Here is a 16,104-nt window from a genome sequence, read left to right as displayed (position 1 = left end):
GGGCGCGCCATGCAGTTGCGCGCCGACGCCCTGGACGGCCACGTCGCCAAGACGCTGGCCCCGCTGTACGTGATCACCAGCGACGAGCATTTGCTGGCGCTGGAGGCGGCCGACAAGATCCGCCGTGCCGCGCGTGCGCAAGGCTATTCCGAGCGCGAGGTGCTGAGCGTCGAGCGCAACTTCAAGTGGGGCGAGCTGCTGGCCGCCAACCAGGCCATGAGCCTGTTCGGCGACAAGAAGCTGATCGAGCTGCGCATCCCGTCCGGCAAGCCGGGCAAGGATGGCGGCGCCGCCCTGCAGGCTTACGCCAAAGATTTATCGCCAGACAACCTCACGCTGATCACCCTGCCCAAGCTGGACTGGCAGACGCAGAAGGCGGCGTGGGTGGCGGCCTTGCAGCAGGCCGCCGTGTACATCGACATCCCGAACATCGAGCGCAATGCGCTGCCGGGATGGATTGCCAACCGGCTCGCCGCACAAGGGCAGAGCGCGGAGCGCGCCAGCCTGGACTTCATCGCCGACCGCGTCGAAGGCAACCTGCTGGCGGCACACCAGGAAATCCAGAAACTCGGCTTGCTGCACGAGCCGGGCAAGCTGGCCCACGAGCAGGTGCAGGACGCCGTGCTCAATGTGGCACGCTACGACGTGTTCAAGCTGTCCGAAGCCATGTTGTCCGGCGACACCGCGCGCCTGATCCGCATGCTGGAAGGCTTGAAAGGCGAAGGCGAAGCGCTGCCGCTGGTGTTGTGGGCCGTCTCCGAAGAAATCCGCACGCTGCTAAAATTAAAGGCAGGCATGGCCCAGGGCCGCCCGCTGCCGGCGCTCCTGAAGGAATACCGCATCTGGGGCCCGCGCGAACGGCTGATGGAGCCGGCGCTGCGCCGCATCTCGCTACCTACGCTGGAAGCGGCGATGCAGCAGGCGGCGCAGGTCGATCGCATGGTCAAGGGCTTGCGCGCCAAGGCGTTCGCCGGCGACCAGTGGGACGCCATGCTGCAGTTAGCTTTGCGCGTCGCAAAAGGGTAAGAATATGGACATCAAGCAGTACATGCAAGACATCGGCCAGCGCGCCCGCGCCGCATCGCGCGGCATGGCACGTGCCGACAGCGCGACCCGCAACCGTGCGTTGCAGCTGATCGCCGAAGCCATCGAGCGCGAAGCACCGGCCTTGCGCGCGGCCAACGAACAAGACCTGGCCGCCGCGCGTGCCGCCGGCCTGGCGCCGGCCATGCTGGACCGCCTGGCGCTGACCGACAAGGCGATTGCCACCATGGTGGAAGGCCTGCGCCAGATTGTTTCGCTGCCGGACCCGGTGGGAGAAATCTCGAACGTGAAAATCCGCCCGTCCGGCATCCAGGTCGGCCAGATGCGCGTGCCGCTGGGCGTGATCGGCATCATCTACGAAGCGCGCCCGAACGTGACGGTGGACGCGGCCGGCCTGTGCATCAAGAGCGGCAACGCCACCATCCTGCGCGGCGGCTCGGAAGCGATCCATTGCAACCGGGCGCTGGCCAAGCTGGTCGCTGAAGGCCTGCAAGGCGCCGGCCTGCCGGCCGACGGCGTGCAGGTGGTCGACACCACCGACCGCGCCGCCGTGGGCGCGCTGATCACCATGCCGCAATACGTGGACGTGATCGTGCCGCGCGGCGGCAAGGGCCTGATCGCACGCCTGATGGAAGAAGCCACGGTGCCGATGATCAAGCACCTGGACGGCATCTGCCACGTCTACATCGACGCCAAGGCGGACCTGGCGAAAGCGCTGGACATCGGCTTCAACGCCAAGTGCCACCGCTACGGCACCTGCAACACCATGGAAACGCTGCTGGTGGCGCGCCCCATCGCGGCCGAGGTGCTGCCGCTGCTGGCAGCGCGCTACGCCACCGAGAAGGTCGAGTTGCGCGCCGACGCCGAAGCGCACACCATCCTGGCCGGCGCCGGCTATCCGCACCTGGCGCACGCTACGGAAGAAGACTGGGCCACCGAATACCTGGCGCCGATCCTGGCGGTGCGCGTGGTGGACGGGCTGGACGCGGCCATCGAGCATTGCAATACCTGGTCGTCCAAGCATACCGAGGCGATCGTCACCGAAGATTACTCGGCCGCCATGCGCTTCCTGCGCGAAGTCGATTCGTCTTCCGTGATGATCAACGCCTCGACGCGCTTCGCGGACGGTTTCGAGTACGGCCTGGGCGCCGAGATCGGCATCTCGAACGACAAGCTGCACGCACGCGGACCGGTCGGCCTGGAAGGATTGACTTCCCTTAAATACGTGGTGTTCGGCCACGGCGAAATTAGGAAATAGCGAATGCTCTGGATCAAAGCGCTGCATATCGTCTTCATCGTGTCCTGGATGTCGGGGCTGTTCTACCTGCCGCGGATTTTCGTGAACCTGGCGATGGAAACGCCGGGCCCGAGCACCGAGCGGCTGCTGACGATGGCGCGCAAGCTGTACCGCTTCACCACCATGCTGGCGCTGCCGGCGGTGGTGTTCGGGATCTGGCTGGCGGTGCTGCAGTACGGCGCCAGGATGCCGGGCTGGCTGCATGCCAAGCTGCTGGTGGTGTTCCTGTTGATCGGCTACCACCACGCCTGCGGCTCGCTGCTGAAGAAGTTTGAACGCGGCGCCAATGCGCGCGGTCATGTGTTTTACCGGTGGTTCAATGAAGTGCCGGTGCTGATGTTGCTGGCGATCGTGATTCTGGTGGTCGTCAAGCCTTTCTAAAACCGGTAAACCGGTGTCAGACCCGCAGGGTCTGACACCAGGCCCGGGACAGCCGCGTGGCGGGTGTCTGACCCTGCGGGTCAGACACCGGTTTACCGGTTTTGATTCAAACAACGGATAAAGGGTCCCCCAAATGCCATCATATTTCTGCCCATGCCCGCGCGGCCTGGAAGCCGCCCTGGCGGAAGAACTGACCGAAATCGCGGCCATGAGCCCGACCATGAAGGTCCATAACCAGGTCCCGGGCGGCGTGCACGCCTCCGGCGACCTGTACGACGCCTACCGCATCAACCTGCACTCGCGCATCGCCTCGCGCGTGCTGATGCGCATGGGCGTGTGCCACTACCAGAACGAAAACGACATCTACGACTTGGTGCTGGGCCAGCCGTGGGAAGAATGGTTCGGCGTCCACCACACCATCCGGGTCGACGTCACTGCCATCAAGTCGCCCCTGAAATCGCTGGAATTCACCACGCTGAAGATCAAGGACGCCGTATGCGACCGCTTCCGCGACATGTATGGCAAGCGCCCTTCGGTCAACACGCGCGAGCCTGACATGCGCATCTTCGGTTTCCTCGACCAGCGCCAGTTCATGGTCTACCTCGACACTTCCGGCGAAGCGCTGTTCAAGCGCGGCTGGCGCAGCGAGACCGGCGACGCGCCGCTGCGCGAGAACCTGGCCGCCGGCCTGTTGCGCGTGTCGGGCTGGAAGCCGGGCATGCCGCTGTTCGACCCGATGTGCGGCTCCGGCACCATCCTGTGCGAAGCGGCGCAGATGGTGCAGGGCATCCCACCGGGCGCGCGGCGCCGCTTCGCGTTCGAGAAGTTCCACGACTTCGATCCCGAGCCGTGGCAGAAGATGAAGACCGATTTCAAGCCGAACCCGCTGCCGCCCGAACCGACCATTTTCGGCTCCGACATTTCCGGCGACATGGTCGCGATGGCGCGCCATAACCTGAAAAGCGCCGGCATCCTGTTCGAGGTACCGCTCAAGCAGATCGAAGCGCAGCAGGTGCAGGCGCCGACCAGGGAACCGGGCATCCTGCTGACCAACCCGCCGTATGGCGAGCGGATCGGCGTGCGCGGCGACGCCAGCCTGGAAGAGGACGAACTGGCGAAGAGCTTCTACAGCGCCTTCTCCAGCACGCTCAAGCAGCGCTTCAGCGGCTGGACCGCCTACCTGTTCACCGCCGACCTGGGCCTGCCGAAAATGCTGCGCCTGAAAGAATCGCGCAAGACGCCATTCTTCAACGGCGCGCTCGAGTGCCGCCTGTTCCGCTTCGACATGGTGGCCGGTTTCAACCGCAAGCCGGCAGCCGACGCGGACGAAAGTCGGGGTCAGGTCTGACAAACGAACATGCCTCGGGCGACGCGCGTGGCCAGGATGGCCGCCGCGGGCCTCAGCATGTCCGTTTGACAGACCTGACCCCTGGCGACGCTCCCGCCAGCATTCCTGCGCCGGAGGCGCCGCACCGGAAGCCGCTGGGGCCGGGCGCGCTGGCAGCAGTCCTGGCCAGCCTGTCGATGCTGGGACCGTTCTCGATTGACGCCTACCTTCCCGCTTTCCCCAACATCCAGGCCACGCTGCACGCGACGCCGATCGAAGTGCAGCAATCGCTGACGGCCTACATGCTGGCCTTTGCCGGCATGGTGCTGTGGCATGGCGCGCTGTCGGACGCATTCGGGCGCCGCAACGTGATCCTGGTCTCGCTGGTGGCTTTCCTGCTGGGCACCGTGGGCTGCGCCGCCGCGCATTCGGTGCAATACCTGTGGTTCTTCCGCGTGCTGCAAGGCGTGTCGGCCGGCGCCGGTGTGGTGGTGGGGCGCGCCATCATCCGCGACCTGTACGCCGATGCCGCCGCCGCCCGGCTGCTGTCGCTGGTGACCATGATCTTTTCCATCGCGCCGGCGGTGGCGCCGGTGCTGGGCGGCTTCATCGTCAAGTATTCGGACTGGCGCACCATTTTCCTGGCGCTGGCCGGCTACACGGTGCTGCTGTTCATCGTCTGCTACCGGCGCCTGCCCGACACGCTGCCGCGCGACAAGCGCCAGCCATTCAACCCGCGCTACCTGTGGCGCAACTACAAGTCCATCCTGTGCTCGCCGCTGTTCCACCTGAAGACCGGGGTGGTGGCCTTCAATTTCGCCGGCTTGTTCCTGTACATCACGGCCGCGCCGGTGGCGCTGCCGGCCCACCTGCACCTGGGCCCCGAGCAATTCGCCTGGCTGTTCGTGCCAGCCGTTTCCGGCATCTTCCTGGGCGCCCTGGCCGCCAACCGCATTGCCGGCAAGACCAGCTTCGCGCGCCAGATCGGCATCGGCTTCTGCTTCCTGATCACGGCGGCCACGGTCAATGTCAGCTACCACCTGCTGGCCGCGCCCGCGCTGCCGTGGAGCGTGCTGCCATTGTTTTTCTACACGTTCGGCATGTCGATGTCGGCGCCGGCGGCCACCCTGCTGGCGCTCGACCTGTTCCCGCACATCCGCGGCACGGTGGCGTCGGTGCAATCGTTCGCCACCACGCTGCTGGGGGCGCTGGTGGCCGGCGTGCTGGCACCGCTCGCCTCGCATTCCTTCCTGTGGCTGGCCGCCGGCCAGCTGGCGCTGACCCTGACGGCGCTGGCGCTGTGGTTGACGGCGCGCGCACTCCGGCGCAAGATAGTGCCTATTTGAAAATATTGTTAGTACAAAGTAAATTACTACCAATAGTGTAGTTCTTTCTACACAAATGCATTTTATTGCCGTCAGAAATTTGTATTGCTGCTAAGTTATAGTATATTTATGCCAATTTGCGTAGTGGATTGCAAGCCGGAAGACAGCCGCTAAGACCCCATGCAACATCCCGACCAAGACATCCGCAATCGCTTGCTGATCGCGCGGCTCCCTGCCATGCCGCAGATCCTGATCAAGCTGATTGAACTCCTGCAAGCCGATGATGCCGGCATGCCGGAGCTGGCTGCGCTGATCGCCAAGGATGCCGGGATGGCCAGCAAGATCCTGGCCGTGGCCAACAGTTCGGCCTACCAGCGCCACCACCGCACGGTGGGCCTGGAGCAGGCCCTGGTCTCGCTGGGCACCGACACCATCAAGACGCTGGTGATTTCCGAGTCGGTATTCCAGACCTTCAACAATTTCCCGCACAGCGGCAGCACCGACCTGCGCGCCTTCTGGAAAGGCTCGCTGACCACCGCCGTCATCGCGCGCGACATCGCGCGCGCGCTCGATTACCCGCAGGTGGAAGAAGCCTACCTGGCCGGCCTGCTGCACAACGTCGGCCGCCTGGCGCTGCTGGCCACCGCGCCCAAGGAATACGCCTACAACTTCACCGCACGCGACGACGAAGAGCTGTGCGCGGTGGAGCAGCGCACGCTGGAAATCACCCACGCCGAAGCGGGCGCCTGGCTGATCGAGCGCTGGAACCTCGATTCCTTCCTGGCCGACTCCGTGCTGTACCACCACGAGCCGGTGCCGCGGCTGGAGGCGGCGCATCCCTTGATCCGCATCGTGCGCCTGGCGCACCAGCTTTGCTACCACGCCGACGCGCCGCAAGCGGCAGCCGACGCAGGCGCGCTGTGCGGCATCGAGGAAGACAAGCTCGATGCCTTCGTCAAGTCGGCCGCGCGGCAAGTGGCGCGTGCCGCTGAAGCGCTGGGCATCGACCTGGCCGGCGCCGACGACGTGCCGGCGCCGCCTGCCGCGCCGCCGGTGCCGCCCGACCCGGTGCAGGCGCGCCTGTCGGAAGAAGTGCGCAATATGGTGCTGGTGCAGGAGATGGGCCAGTGCTTCGCGCGCCAGCAGGGCGAAGCGGGCATGCTGGACGCCATGACGCGCTCGGCGCGCATCCTGTTCGACCTGGAGGCCACGGTGATCCTGCTGGAGAGCCCGACCGGCCACGCGCTGCAGGGCGCCGGCGGCGGCGAGGCCCAGCAGCGCCTGGCCGAATTTGCCGTGCCCCTCAACAAGCCCGGCCTGCTGGCCGATGCCGCCAACAGCCGCCAACTGGCGTTTGCCGCGCGCAGCGGCGCCGGCGCGCCTGCCGGCCTGGGCATCGCCGAAGAACAGCTGTTCCGCATCATCGGCAGCGAAGCGCTGGTGTGCCTGCCGCTGGTGGCCGGCCAGCGCTGCCTGGGCATGATCGTGGGCGGCGTGCCGGCCTGGCAATTGCCGCTGCTGCAAAAGAAGGAGCGCTTCCTGCAAGCCTATGGCAGCCAGGCGGCCAATGCGCTGGAGACCGCCCTGTCCGAACGCGGCCACGCGCGGCGCCAGCTGGCGCACGTGGCGGAGGAATACCGGGAAGCGTCGCGCCGCGTGGTGCACGAGGTGAACAACCCGCTGTCGATCATCAAGAACTACCTGTCGGTGCTGGACGCCAAGCTGGCGCGGCGCGAGCCGGTGGTGTCGGAAATGTCGATCCTGAACGAGGAAATCGACCGCGTCGGCCACCTGATCAACGGCCTGGCCGACCTGCAGCCATCGGATGCGGGTTGCGCGGCCAATGTGGCGCGCGTGGTGGAAGACGTGCTGCGGCTGTTCCGCGCCACCGACTTCCTGCCGGCCTCGGTGCAGGTGATCACGCGCATGCAGGAAGGCCCGCAGGAAATCGACGGCGACGCCGACCTGCTCAAGCAAATCCTGGTCAACCTGGTCAAGAACGCGATCGAGGCGCAGCCGAACGGCGGCCGCATCGAGATCGCCAACCGCGGCCTGGTCAATCGCGAACGCCGGCTGTACGTGGAGCTGGCGGTGGCCGACGCCGGCCCCGGCCTGTCGCAGGACGTGCTGGCCAACCTGTTTACCGCCGTGAAGAGCAGCAAGGAAGGCAAGCATCACGGCCTCGGGCTGTCCATCGTGCATAGCCTGGTCAAGAAGATGAACGGCATGATCAGCTGCCGCAGCGGCGCCAACGGCACCTCGTTTGAACTCCTGCTGCCGGCCCGCGGCAGTACCAGCCAGCTCGCCCCGGTGCAGGCGCGCGGCGTGGTCGATTCCGTATAAGGCCCGCATGAACCCGATGATCCCGACGCACCCGACCGCGGCACCGGAATTCCAGCCACGCCTGCTGCTGGTAGACGACGAACCGCGCCTGCTGTCTTCCCTGTACGAGCTGTTGCGCGTGCAGGACAGCTTCCAGCTGGTCACCGCTACCAATGGCGCCGAGGCGCTGGCGCACCTGAGCCGCCAGCAATTCGACCTGCTGCTGCTGGACCTGCGCCTGCCCGACATGAGCGGCCATGACATCATGGACTTCGTGAATGCGCGCGAGATCGATTGCGACGTGATCGTGATGAGCGGCGAAGCCGGCATCGAGGCCGCCATCGGCGCCCTGAAGCGCGGCGCCTACGACTACCTGCGCAAGCCGTACAACCCGCCCGAACTGTTGAAAACGGTGGAGAATGCGCTGCAAAAGCGCCGCCTGGCGGTGGACAACATGCGCATCGCGCAGCGCCTGGAAAACTCGGAAAAGATGTACCGCTACCTGGTGGACAGCTCGCCCGACATCATCTACACCCTGAACCATGAAGGCTGTTTCACCTTCGTCAACGACCGCGCCTACCAGTTGCTTGGCTACGCGCGCGAGGAGCTGATCGGCCGCCATTACTCGGTGCTGGTGCACGAGGAAGACCAGGAGCGCGCCCGCTACGTGTTCAACGAGCGCCGCGTCGACGAGCGCGCCTCGCGCAATGTGGAGCTGCGCCTGAAGTGCAACAACAGCGCCGCCGGCGACCGCACCTTCAACAACACCTTGATGACGATTTCCCTGAACGCGATCGGCATGCACGTGCCGGGCGAGGAAATGTCGCGCCACGAATTCTTCGGCACCTACGGCGTGGCGCGCGACATCACGGACCGCAAGCGGGCCGAGGAGATGATCTCCTACCAGGCCTACCACGACATCCTGACCGACCTGCCGAACCGCATCCTGTTCAAGGACCGCCTGGGCCTGGCCGTGATCCAGGCCAAGCGCAAGCTCACCGAGCTGGCCGTGATGTTCATCGACCTGGACCGCTTCAAGCTGGTCAACGACACGCTGGGCCACGTCAAGGGCGACGAGCTGCTGCAGCAGGCCGCGCGGCGCCTGAAGGAATGCCTGCGCAAGGGCGACACCCTGGCGCGCCATTCCGGCGACGAATTCACCATCGTGCTGCCCGAGCTGCGCGACCGCGCCGACGCCAGGGCGATCGCCGACAAGTTCCAGGAAGTGCTGCAGTCGCCGTTCGACCTGGATGGCCACGTGGTGCACATCTCGGCCTCGATCGGCATCGCGGTCTACCCGAGCGACGGCGATTCGATCGAGGAGCTGCTGCGCCACGCCGACATCGCCATGTACCAGGTCAAGGCGCAGGGCAAGAACGGCCACAGCTTCTACCACCCGTCGATGCAGGACATGTCGCACCAGAAGATCGTGCTGGAACAGTCGCTGCGCAAGGCGCTGGAAAACAACGAGCTGGAAATGTACTATCAGCCGCAGGTCGACATGGCCAGCGGCCGCATCATCGGCGCCGAAGGCCTGATGCGCTGGAACCATCCGACGCGCGGCCTGCTGTCGGCCGGCGAGTTCCTGCCGTTTGCCGAAGAAAACGGCCTGATGCTGCCGATTTCGGACTGGATGATCGGCGCGCTGTGCCGCGACCTCTTGCTGTGGAATGCGGCCGGCGCCGACAATATCCGCCTGTCGCTGAACCTGTCGCCGCAATACCTGGACCGCGGCGACTTCTTCGAGAAGATGCGCAATGCGCTGGCGCGCTACCAGATTTCGCCGTCGCAGATCGAAGTCGAGATCACGGAGAACATCTGCATCCGCAACCCGCAATACGCGATCGAGCAGTTGAACAAGCTGTGCCAGCTCGGCGTGTCGGTGGCCATCGACGATTTCGGCACCGGCTATTCCTCCTTGTCCTACCTGCACCGCTTCCCGATCCACACCATCAAGATCGACCAGAGCTTCGTCAAGGAGATCCACGACGAGCATGGCCACTATCCGGTGATCCTGGCCATCATCTCGATCGCGCGCGGCCTCGGCCTGCACCTGGTGGCGGAAGGCGTGGAGACCGAAGTGCAGGCGCGCTACCTGGCCGCCAACGGCTGCGCCACCATGCAGGGCTACCTGTATTACCGCCCGATCGCGCTGACCTCCTTCATGGAAGTGCTGGCGGCGCAGAACCAGGCCGACGCTCCCGCTGTTGCCATTCCGGCCGGGCTGCGGCTGGCTGGCCAGGCCTGAATATATGCAGCGTGATTCCCCGACCGAAGCTGCAGCCAGCGGCGCGCCGACGCCGCAGGCCCACTTCGTTGCCGAGTTCCTGCGCGTGCGCCAACTGGCCGAGCGCGGCGTGGCCAATGCCCAGCATAGCCTGGGCTTCATGTACTTCAACGGCCAGGGCGTGGCGCAAAGCTATGAACTGGCGCTGGCCTGGTACCGCCAGGCCGCCAACGCGGGCCTGGAGCATGCCCAATACAACCTGGGCGTGATGTTCCAGAAGGGGCAGGGCGTCGACGCCGATTTCGCTGAAGCGGCGCACTGGTACCAGCTGGCGGCCGAACAGGGCTACGCTGCCGCGCAGTACAACCTGGGCTGGCTGTACGCCAAGGGCCAGGGCGTGCCGCACGATACCGAGCGGGCGCGCTACTGGTTCGCCAAGGCCGCCGACCAGGGCGATCCCGGCGCGCAGAATAATCTCGGCATGATGTACGACAGCGGCAGGGGCGTGCCGCAGGATTTCGCGCAAGCGATCATGTGGTACCGCAAGGCGGCCGAGCAAGGCTATGCGCGCGCCCAGTTCAACCTCGGCCTGCGCTACGACAACGGGCAGGGCGTGGCGCAGGACGGCAAGCAGGCGCTGGGCTGGTTCCGCAAGGCCGCCGAACAAGGCTATGCCGCCGCCCAGTTCAACCTCGCGCTGCGCTACGACAAGGGACAGGACGTAGCGCCTGACGCTGCGCGCGCCATCAAGTGGTACACGCTGGCGGCGGAGCAGGACCACGTCAGCTCGCAGTTCAACCTGGGCCTGATCCATGACAATGGCAACGGCGTGCCGCGCGACGAAGCGCTGGCGCTGAAGTGGTACCGCCGCGCCGCCGAACTGGGGCACGCCGGCGCGCAGAACAACCTGGGCCAGCGCTACGAGCATGGCCAGGGTGTGGCGCAGGACCACCGCGCAGCAGCGCACTGGTACCGCAAGGCATCCGAGGCAGGCCACCCGTCCGCGCAATACCACCTGGCGCTGCTGTACGAGCAGGGCCACGGCGTGCCGCGCGACCAGCAGGAAGCCATCTTCTGGTCCCGCAAGGCCGCCGACCAGGGCCATTTGCGCGCGCAATTCGACCTTGGCCTGCGCTATGAAACGGGGCAGGGCGTACCGCAGGATGGGCGCAAGGCGCTGGCCTGGTTCCGCCGCGCCGCCGAACAGGATTACGTGGCGGCGCAATTCATGCTGGGCCAGATCCATGACCGCGACGACGGCCCCGCGCCCGACCTGCTGCAAGCGAACGCCTGGTACCGCAAGGCCGCCGAGCAGGGTCATACGCTGGCCTGCTTCACGCTCGGCCTGCGCCACGACAACGGACAGGGGCTGGCGCGCGACTTCCAGCAAGCCCTGTTCTGGTACCTGGCCGCCGCGCGCCAGGGGCATGGCCGCGCCCAATTCAACGCCGGATTGATGTTCCTGTGCGGGCAGGGCACGCCAGCCGACGCCGAACAGGCCTGGCGCTGGCTGTCGCTGGCCGAGCGCAACGGCCAGCCTGGCGCCGCACGCCACCTCGCCACTGCAGCCGCCCGCCTCGCGCCGCAGCAACTGGCCGCGCTGCGTGCCGTTCCTGAGTTGCTGCCTGCTTGAGTGCTGCCCCGCACATACTGCGCCTGCGCTGGTTCGGCGGCTTCTCGCGCGGCAGGGTGGTGGGTACCGTGTTTTTCCTAGGGTATGCCTACTTGGCTCACCGTGTTTTCAATAGTGACTTCCTCGGCGTGGTCGCGTTGTTAATGCTGTCGACCGCTTACTTCACCGGCTGGACGGACGTCGACCTGGAGCGCGCGGAGGTGCGGCGCTCCGTGTACTTCCTCTGGTTCCTGCGCGTCTGGCGCAAGACAGTCCCGCTGCGCCAGGGCGGCCGGCTGTGCGTCACCTTCCGCCCGTCCTTCCGCGACCAGCGGCATTGGGTTGAGCGGGACTACACCGTGATCGAGCTGCGCTATGGTCCGCACGACTGGATCCAGCTCGCCCAAACCGACCGCAGCGGCGGCGACTTCTGCCCGGCCATGCTGGACCGGGCACGCCGCCTGGCCGCGCGGCTGCGCATTCCGCTGGAAGAGCGCGTAGACTACATGCCAGGCGCTATCGAGCATTACGACAAAGGCGGGCGTTTGCCGCCGCAATGACGCACTAAATATCCGATGGAATTTCACGATCCTGATACATGGTCGAACGTTGCTGGCGTTGACTATGGCGCAGACACCATCAGCTTGAACACCATTGTGCCGGCATCCGGCACGAGAACTTCGGCATATTTTTCGAGATCAGAATGCTTGCACGCTGGTGCAACCAAAAATCTTCTTTGGCGGCCTCCGCTCAGCATGTACAACGGCTGGAGTGAACAACCTTCCGAAATCGCACTTAGCTATGTTCTGGTCGCACATGTGAGCGGCGTTGCCGAATCGCGCGAGAGGTATGGTTGGCGGCATGACCTCGAGATCCTTTCCCGCAAGCCCTTGATTGAGTTGTTGCAGGCGCTGGACGACGATACGAGGAAATGGGAGATGCCTTCGGCATTCGATGGAAGGCGAAGCCACCTGATATGGGACGAAATAAGGTGGTGCGGAACGGCGAAAGTCGCGGGCTACCTGTATGTCGTGGCGAAGACTGGTAACGAAACCCACATGGAGCTCATTGCCGAAGAAGTGGAGGGTGAGCTGGTTGGGCTTCTATACATTCACTCAGATCCAGGCGGCACTACCTGCGACATTGGCCGGGGCAAGCTGACAGCTAAAGAAAGCGAGGCGGTCAGGCGCGCAATAGACATGTCTTACCGCCTCAACGACATGTCCGGTCCTTACCTGGCCCCTTGACGCCAATGTTAACGGCGCCGCTGTGCCGGCCGCGGGCCCGCAGTACCGCGCTGTTCGATGTGGCGGAATACGATGCGGCCTTTGTTCAGGTCATACGGGGAGAGTTCCAGCGTTACCCTGTCGCCGGCGATGATGCGGATGAAGTTTTTCTTCATGCGGCCGCCAGTGTAGGCAATCAGCTTGTGGCCATTATCCAGGTCCACGCGGAAGCGTTGCTCCGGCAGGATCTCGGTGACCACGCCATTCATCTCGATGAGTTCTTCTTTTGCCATGCTGGTTTCCTTTGCGATTGGGAGGGCGAGGTGCGAAAAAAAAGCCCGCGTTGTTGCGGGCTTCGTTTCAATGTAATGCCAATGTTTCAATCGCTGCTACAGCCCGTGCTATCTGCACGGTGCGAAGCGGTCAGCCAATGCTATCTGCAAGGTGCCGGCCTGTGACCAATGTTTGGTGCTACAGGGTAAAGTTCTCGAGTACTTCACCGCGGAACGCAGTGTAACACAGATTTTGTGCGCCGCACAAATTATTTTTCTGGCGCGCTTAGCGGTAGCGTTCCGGGTCGAAGGGATAGGAGAAAATGTTTTCGATGAACCGTTCGCCGTCCTTGGCCTGGCGCGCCAGGTAGAGCCGGCCGCCGTGCACGAACGGCGTGAATTCGGCCTGCGCGGTGTTGTATGGCGCGCCGAGGTTCTTCGGCGTGCTCCAGCCGTTCTTGCCGTTGAAGCTGATGTACAGGTCCATGTCGCCGGCGCCGCCAGGCATGTCGGAGAAATACAGCAGGTAGCTTTGGTCGGCGGCGATGTAGGGATTCGACTCGCGCCATGGGCCGCTGTTGACCGGCTCGGGCAGGCGCTCTGGCGCGGCGTACTTGCCTTCCACGCGGCGCGCGCGCCACAAGTCCGATTTGCCTTCGGCGCCGTTCTTCATGAAGTAGACGGTGCCGTCGGCAGCGATCGAGCCGGAGGATTCGGATTCGTCGCTGTTGATGTCGTGGCCGAGGTGCAGCAGCGGCCCCCAGCGGCCGTCCTGCAGTGCCACCGAATAGATGTCGAAGCCTTTGCGCTGCGGCTGGTCCGGCACCGGGCGGTTGGACTGGAAGATGATCGACTTGCCATCCGGCGCAAAGGCCGGGTCGATGTCGCGCGAGCCATCGGTGGCGGAAAACGGCACCGGCGTCGGCTTCTGCCACTTGCCGTCCACCTTGTGCGATTCGACGATCACCAGCCTGGTGCGGGCGCCGCCTGATTGCACCCACAGTGCGTGCCGGCCATCGGGCGAGAGCGTGAGGCCGAACACGCCGTTGTCGGACACCAGTCCCGGTTCGAACATGCCATCGCTGGGCGAGGCGGCGATGGCAGTGGCAAGCAGCAGCGCAGAAATATTCATGGACTTGCTTTCGTGGATGACGCGCCATAGTGATGTAATTGTCATCAGCATGCAATGCCGGGCTGGTGCCGGGAAGGCAGCTTGTGGCGTTTTTGGTAACTAAATTTGTGCCTTGCCACAAGGCACTATATAATTCATAAATTAAAACTCTATTAATTCATTGATATGAAAAAAATTCTGGCATCCGTCGTCGCTGTAGCGGCCCTGGCCGGCTGTGCAACCGAAAGCCACCAGGCCATCCAGGTGGAAAAAGTCGCTAGCGCAGCGCGTCCTTACACCGGCCCGCGCACCCTGGTGGCGGTCGGCAAGTTCGACAACCGTTCCTCCTTCATGCGTGGCGTGTTCTCCGACGGCGTGGACCGCCTCGGCAGTCAGGCCAAGACCATCCTGATCTCGCACCTGCAGCAGACCAACCGCTTCAATGTGCTGGACCGCGACAATATGCAGGAGCTGCAGCAGGAAGCCGCTTACAAGAAGCAGGGCCAGAACATCAAGGGCGCTGACTTCGTGGTTACCGGCGACGTGACCGAATTCGGCCGCAAGGAAGTGGGCGACCACCAGCTGTTCGGCCTCGCAGGCCGCGGCAAGACCCAGGTGGCATACGCCAAGGTCACCCTGAACGTGGTGAATATCGCTACTTCCGAAGTGGTGTACTCCGCTGCCGGCGCCGGCGAATACAGCCTGTCCAACCGCGAAGTGCTGGGCTTTGGCGGCACCGCCAGCTATGACGCGACCCTGAACGGCAAGGTGCTGGACCTGGCCATGCGCGAAGCGGTGGAAAAACTGGTGGGCGGCATGGAAGCCGGCGCCTTCGGTCGCGAGGCGCGCCAATGATGCGCCGCCTTGTCCTGACCCTCGGCGTTGCCCTGGCGCTGGTCGGCTGCCAGCACCGGCAGCCGACGATCTACCAGTGGGAGAGCTACCAGCCGCAGGTTTACCAGTACTTCAAGGGCGAGAGCCCGGATGCGCAAATCGCGGTGCTGGAAAAGGACCTGCAAAAGATCAATGCGAAAGGCATGATCCCGCCGCCTGGTTATCACGCTCATCTGGGCCTGCTGTACTCCGTGACCAACCGTCCGGAACAGATGGCAGCCGAGTTCGAAGCGGAGAAGTTGCTGTTCCCTGAGTCCGCCGCGTATATGGACTTTTTGCTGAAGAATACGAAGAAAGCCGTTCAATGATCAAGAAATGCATGAAACTGGCGGCGTGCCTGCTGCCTGCGCTGTTCTTCGTCGGTTGCGCCCACCGTCAAGCACAGCCTTACGATTACACCGCGTTCAAGGCAGCCCAGCCGAAATCGATCGTGGTGCTGCCGCCGCTGAACAACTCGCCGGAAGTCAAAGCGACCTACGGCATGCTGTCGCAACTGAGCTACCCGCTGGCCGAAGCCGGCTACTACGTGCTGCCGGTTGCCGCGGTGGATGAGACCTTCAAGCAGAACGGCCTGAGCAACGCTGCCGACATCCACAACGTCAGCGTGCAAAAGCTGCGCGAGATCTTCGGCGCCGATGCCGGGCTGTATGTGACCGTGACCAGGTATGGCTCGGTTTACACGCTGCTGAACAGCGAAGTCGTGGTGGCGGCGGAAGCCAAGTTGGTGGACCTGAAGACCGGCACCCTGCTGTGGAAGGGCCAGGCTAGCGCCTCCAGCGCGGAGCAGAACAATAACAACGGCGGTGGCGGCCTGATTGGCGCCCTGGTAGCGGCAGCGGTCAAGCAGATCATCAACAGCAACACCGATGCAGCCTATCCGATGGCAGGCGTGACCAGCAGCCGCATGCTGTCGGCCGGCGGCTCGAACGGTATCCTGTACGGTCCGCGTTCGACCAACTACGGCAAGCCTTAATCTCCCTTTAAAAGTCGGGGTCATCGATAATGACGGGCGCGTTCGCCGCCATGCCGGCCACGCCCAGCTGGCAGCGGCGGTCCGCCACCATCT

At 64.5% G+C, this 16,104-nt stretch carries 15 protein-coding genes; 13 read left to right on the top strand and 2 right to left on the bottom strand.

Annotation, left to right across the window (positions count from 1 at the left end; translation table 11 throughout):
* Positions 1-9: 9 nt before the first annotated feature.
* The 10 genes from holA to ASD58_RS11535 all read left to right on the top strand — a co-directional run bounded on the left by holA (position 10) and on the right by ASD58_RS11535 (position 12,782).
* Positions 10-1,026, top strand: a complete 1,017-nt coding sequence (holA, locus tag ASD58_RS11580) for a DNA polymerase III subunit delta (protein ID WP_057261316.1) — start codon at positions 10-12, stop codon at positions 1,024-1,026.
* Between the two features lie 4 nt (positions 1,027-1,030).
* Positions 1,031-2,302, top strand: coding sequence for a glutamate-5-semialdehyde dehydrogenase (locus ASD58_RS11575; RefSeq protein WP_057261315.1), 1,272 nt, complete (start codon positions 1,031-1,033; stop codon positions 2,300-2,302).
* 3 nt (positions 2,303-2,305) lie between these two features.
* Positions 2,306-2,722, top strand: coding sequence for a CopD family protein (locus ASD58_RS11570; RefSeq protein ID WP_057261313.1), 417 nt, complete (start codon positions 2,306-2,308; stop codon positions 2,720-2,722).
* A gap of 133 nt (positions 2,723-2,855) precedes the next feature.
* Positions 2,856-4,070 (top strand): class I SAM-dependent RNA methyltransferase, encoded by a 1,215-nt coding sequence (locus ASD58_RS11565; RefSeq protein ID WP_373994445.1) that lies wholly within the window; start codon positions 2,856-2,858, stop codon positions 4,068-4,070.
* A 74-nt stretch (positions 4,071-4,144) separates the two neighbouring features.
* Entirely contained in the window at positions 4,145-5,395 is a 1,251-nt protein-coding gene (locus ASD58_RS11560; protein ID WP_373994447.1) for a multidrug effflux MFS transporter, read from the top strand.
* A gap of 159 nt (positions 5,396-5,554) precedes the next feature.
* Complete coding sequence (locus tag ASD58_RS11555; RefSeq protein ID WP_057261311.1) at positions 5,555-7,717, top strand: HDOD domain-containing protein; 2,163 nt, start codon at positions 5,555-5,557, stop codon at positions 7,715-7,717.
* 7 nt (positions 7,718-7,724) lie between these two features.
* Positions 7,725-9,944 carry a bifunctional diguanylate cyclase/phosphodiesterase gene (locus tag ASD58_RS11550; protein ID WP_057261310.1) on the top strand — a complete coding sequence of 740 codons (2,220 nt, stop codon included), beginning with the start codon at positions 7,725-7,727 and terminating at the stop codon, positions 9,942-9,944.
* Between the two features lie 4 nt (positions 9,945-9,948).
* Positions 9,949-11,556, top strand: a complete 1,608-nt coding sequence (locus tag ASD58_RS11545) for an SEL1-like repeat protein (RefSeq protein ID WP_057261419.1) — start codon at positions 9,949-9,951, stop codon at positions 11,554-11,556.
* The gene (locus ASD58_RS11540) at positions 11,553-12,095 is read left to right on the top strand and encodes a hypothetical protein (RefSeq protein ID WP_057261307.1); all 543 of its coding nucleotides are present in this window, start codon (positions 11,553-11,555) and stop codon (positions 12,093-12,095) included. The genes ASD58_RS11545 and ASD58_RS11540 overlap by 4 nt, the downstream gene beginning before the upstream one ends.
* Before the next feature lie 15 nt (positions 12,096-12,110).
* The gene (locus tag ASD58_RS11535; protein WP_156401249.1) at positions 12,111-12,782 is read left to right on the top strand and encodes a hypothetical protein; all 672 of its coding nucleotides are present in this window, start codon (positions 12,111-12,113) and stop codon (positions 12,780-12,782) included.
* Positions 12,783-12,790: 8 nt separating this feature from the next.
* On the opposite strand, the gene infA is transcribed toward ASD58_RS11535, so the two are convergent.
* Together infA and ASD58_RS11525 are read right to left on the bottom strand one after the other, a co-directional pair.
* Positions 12,791-13,054, bottom strand: coding sequence for a translation initiation factor IF-1 (gene infA, locus ASD58_RS11530; RefSeq protein ID WP_057261303.1), 264 nt, complete (start codon positions 13,052-13,054; stop codon positions 12,791-12,793).
* Positions 13,055-13,319: 265 nt separating this feature from the next.
* Positions 13,320-14,165 (bottom strand): PD40 domain-containing protein, encoded by an 846-nt coding sequence (locus tag ASD58_RS11525; protein ID WP_057261301.1) that lies wholly within the window; start codon positions 14,163-14,165, stop codon positions 13,320-13,322.
* Between the two features lie 165 nt (positions 14,166-14,330).
* Between ASD58_RS11525 and ASD58_RS11520 the strand changes: the two genes are divergently transcribed.
* Genes ASD58_RS11520 through ASD58_RS11510 form a run of 3 tightly spaced genes read left to right on the top strand, consistent with a single transcriptional unit; the run spans position 14,331 to position 16,011 of the window.
* Positions 14,331-14,999 carry a CsgG/HfaB family protein gene (locus tag ASD58_RS11520; RefSeq protein ID WP_057261299.1) on the top strand — a complete coding sequence of 223 codons (669 nt, stop codon included), beginning with the start codon at positions 14,331-14,333 and terminating at the stop codon, positions 14,997-14,999.
* Positions 14,996-15,346, top strand: coding sequence for a DUF4810 domain-containing protein (locus tag ASD58_RS11515; RefSeq protein WP_057261297.1), 351 nt, complete (start codon positions 14,996-14,998; stop codon positions 15,344-15,346). The genes ASD58_RS11520 and ASD58_RS11515 overlap by 4 nt, the downstream gene beginning before the upstream one ends.
* Complete coding sequence (locus ASD58_RS11510; RefSeq protein WP_057261295.1) at positions 15,343-16,011, top strand: DUF799 domain-containing protein; 669 nt, start codon at positions 15,343-15,345, stop codon at positions 16,009-16,011. Before ASD58_RS11515 ends, ASD58_RS11510 begins: the two co-directional genes overlap by 4 nt.
* Positions 16,012-16,104: the final 93 nt, after the last annotated feature.

It is taken from the genome of Duganella sp. Root1480D1 (genome assembly GCF_001427305.1).
Classification (GTDB): domain Bacteria; phylum Pseudomonadota; class Gammaproteobacteria; order Burkholderiales; family Burkholderiaceae_D; genus Rugamonas.
Note: the sequence above shows the minus strand (reverse complement) of the source record. Positions and strands in the feature narration are given on the sequence as shown.

Bases quoted from the DNA above. Each gene is read 5' to 3' on its own strand.
- ASD58_RS11510 (WP_057261295.1), top strand. From the start codon at position 15,343: ATGATCAAGAAATGCATGAAACTGGCGGCGTGCCTGCTGCCTGCGCTG.
- ASD58_RS11575 (WP_057261315.1), top strand. From the start codon at position 1,031: ATGGACATCAAGCAGTACATGCAAGACATCGGCCAGCGCGCCCGCGCC.
- ASD58_RS11525 (WP_057261301.1), bottom strand. From the start codon at position 14,165: ATGAATATTTCTGCGCTGCTGCTTGCCACTGCCATCGCCGCCTCGCCC.
- ASD58_RS11550 (WP_057261310.1), top strand. From the start codon at position 7,725: ATGAACCCGATGATCCCGACGCACCCGACCGCGGCACCGGAATTCCAG.
- ASD58_RS11555 (WP_057261311.1), top strand. From the start codon at position 5,555: ATGCAACATCCCGACCAAGACATCCGCAATCGCTTGCTGATCGCGCGG.
- ASD58_RS11570 (WP_057261313.1), top strand. From the start codon at position 2,306: ATGCTCTGGATCAAAGCGCTGCATATCGTCTTCATCGTGTCCTGGATG.
- ASD58_RS11515 (WP_057261297.1), top strand. From the start codon at position 14,996: ATGATGCGCCGCCTTGTCCTGACCCTCGGCGTTGCCCTGGCGCTGGTC.
- ASD58_RS11545 (WP_057261419.1), top strand. From the start codon at position 9,949: ATGCAGCGTGATTCCCCGACCGAAGCTGCAGCCAGCGGCGCGCCGACG.
- holA (WP_057261316.1), top strand. From the start codon at position 10: ATGCAGTTGCGCGCCGACGCCCTGGACGGCCACGTCGCCAAGACGCTG.
- ASD58_RS11535 (WP_156401249.1), top strand. From the start codon at position 12,111: ATGGAATTTCACGATCCTGATACATGGTCGAACGTTGCTGGCGTTGAC.
- infA (WP_057261303.1), bottom strand. From the start codon at position 13,054: ATGGCAAAAGAAGAACTCATCGAGATGAATGGCGTGGTCACCGAGATC.
- ASD58_RS11520 (WP_057261299.1), top strand. From the start codon at position 14,331: ATGAAAAAAATTCTGGCATCCGTCGTCGCTGTAGCGGCCCTGGCCGGC.
- ASD58_RS11565 (WP_373994445.1), top strand. From the start codon at position 2,856: ATGCCATCATATTTCTGCCCATGCCCGCGCGGCCTGGAAGCCGCCCTG.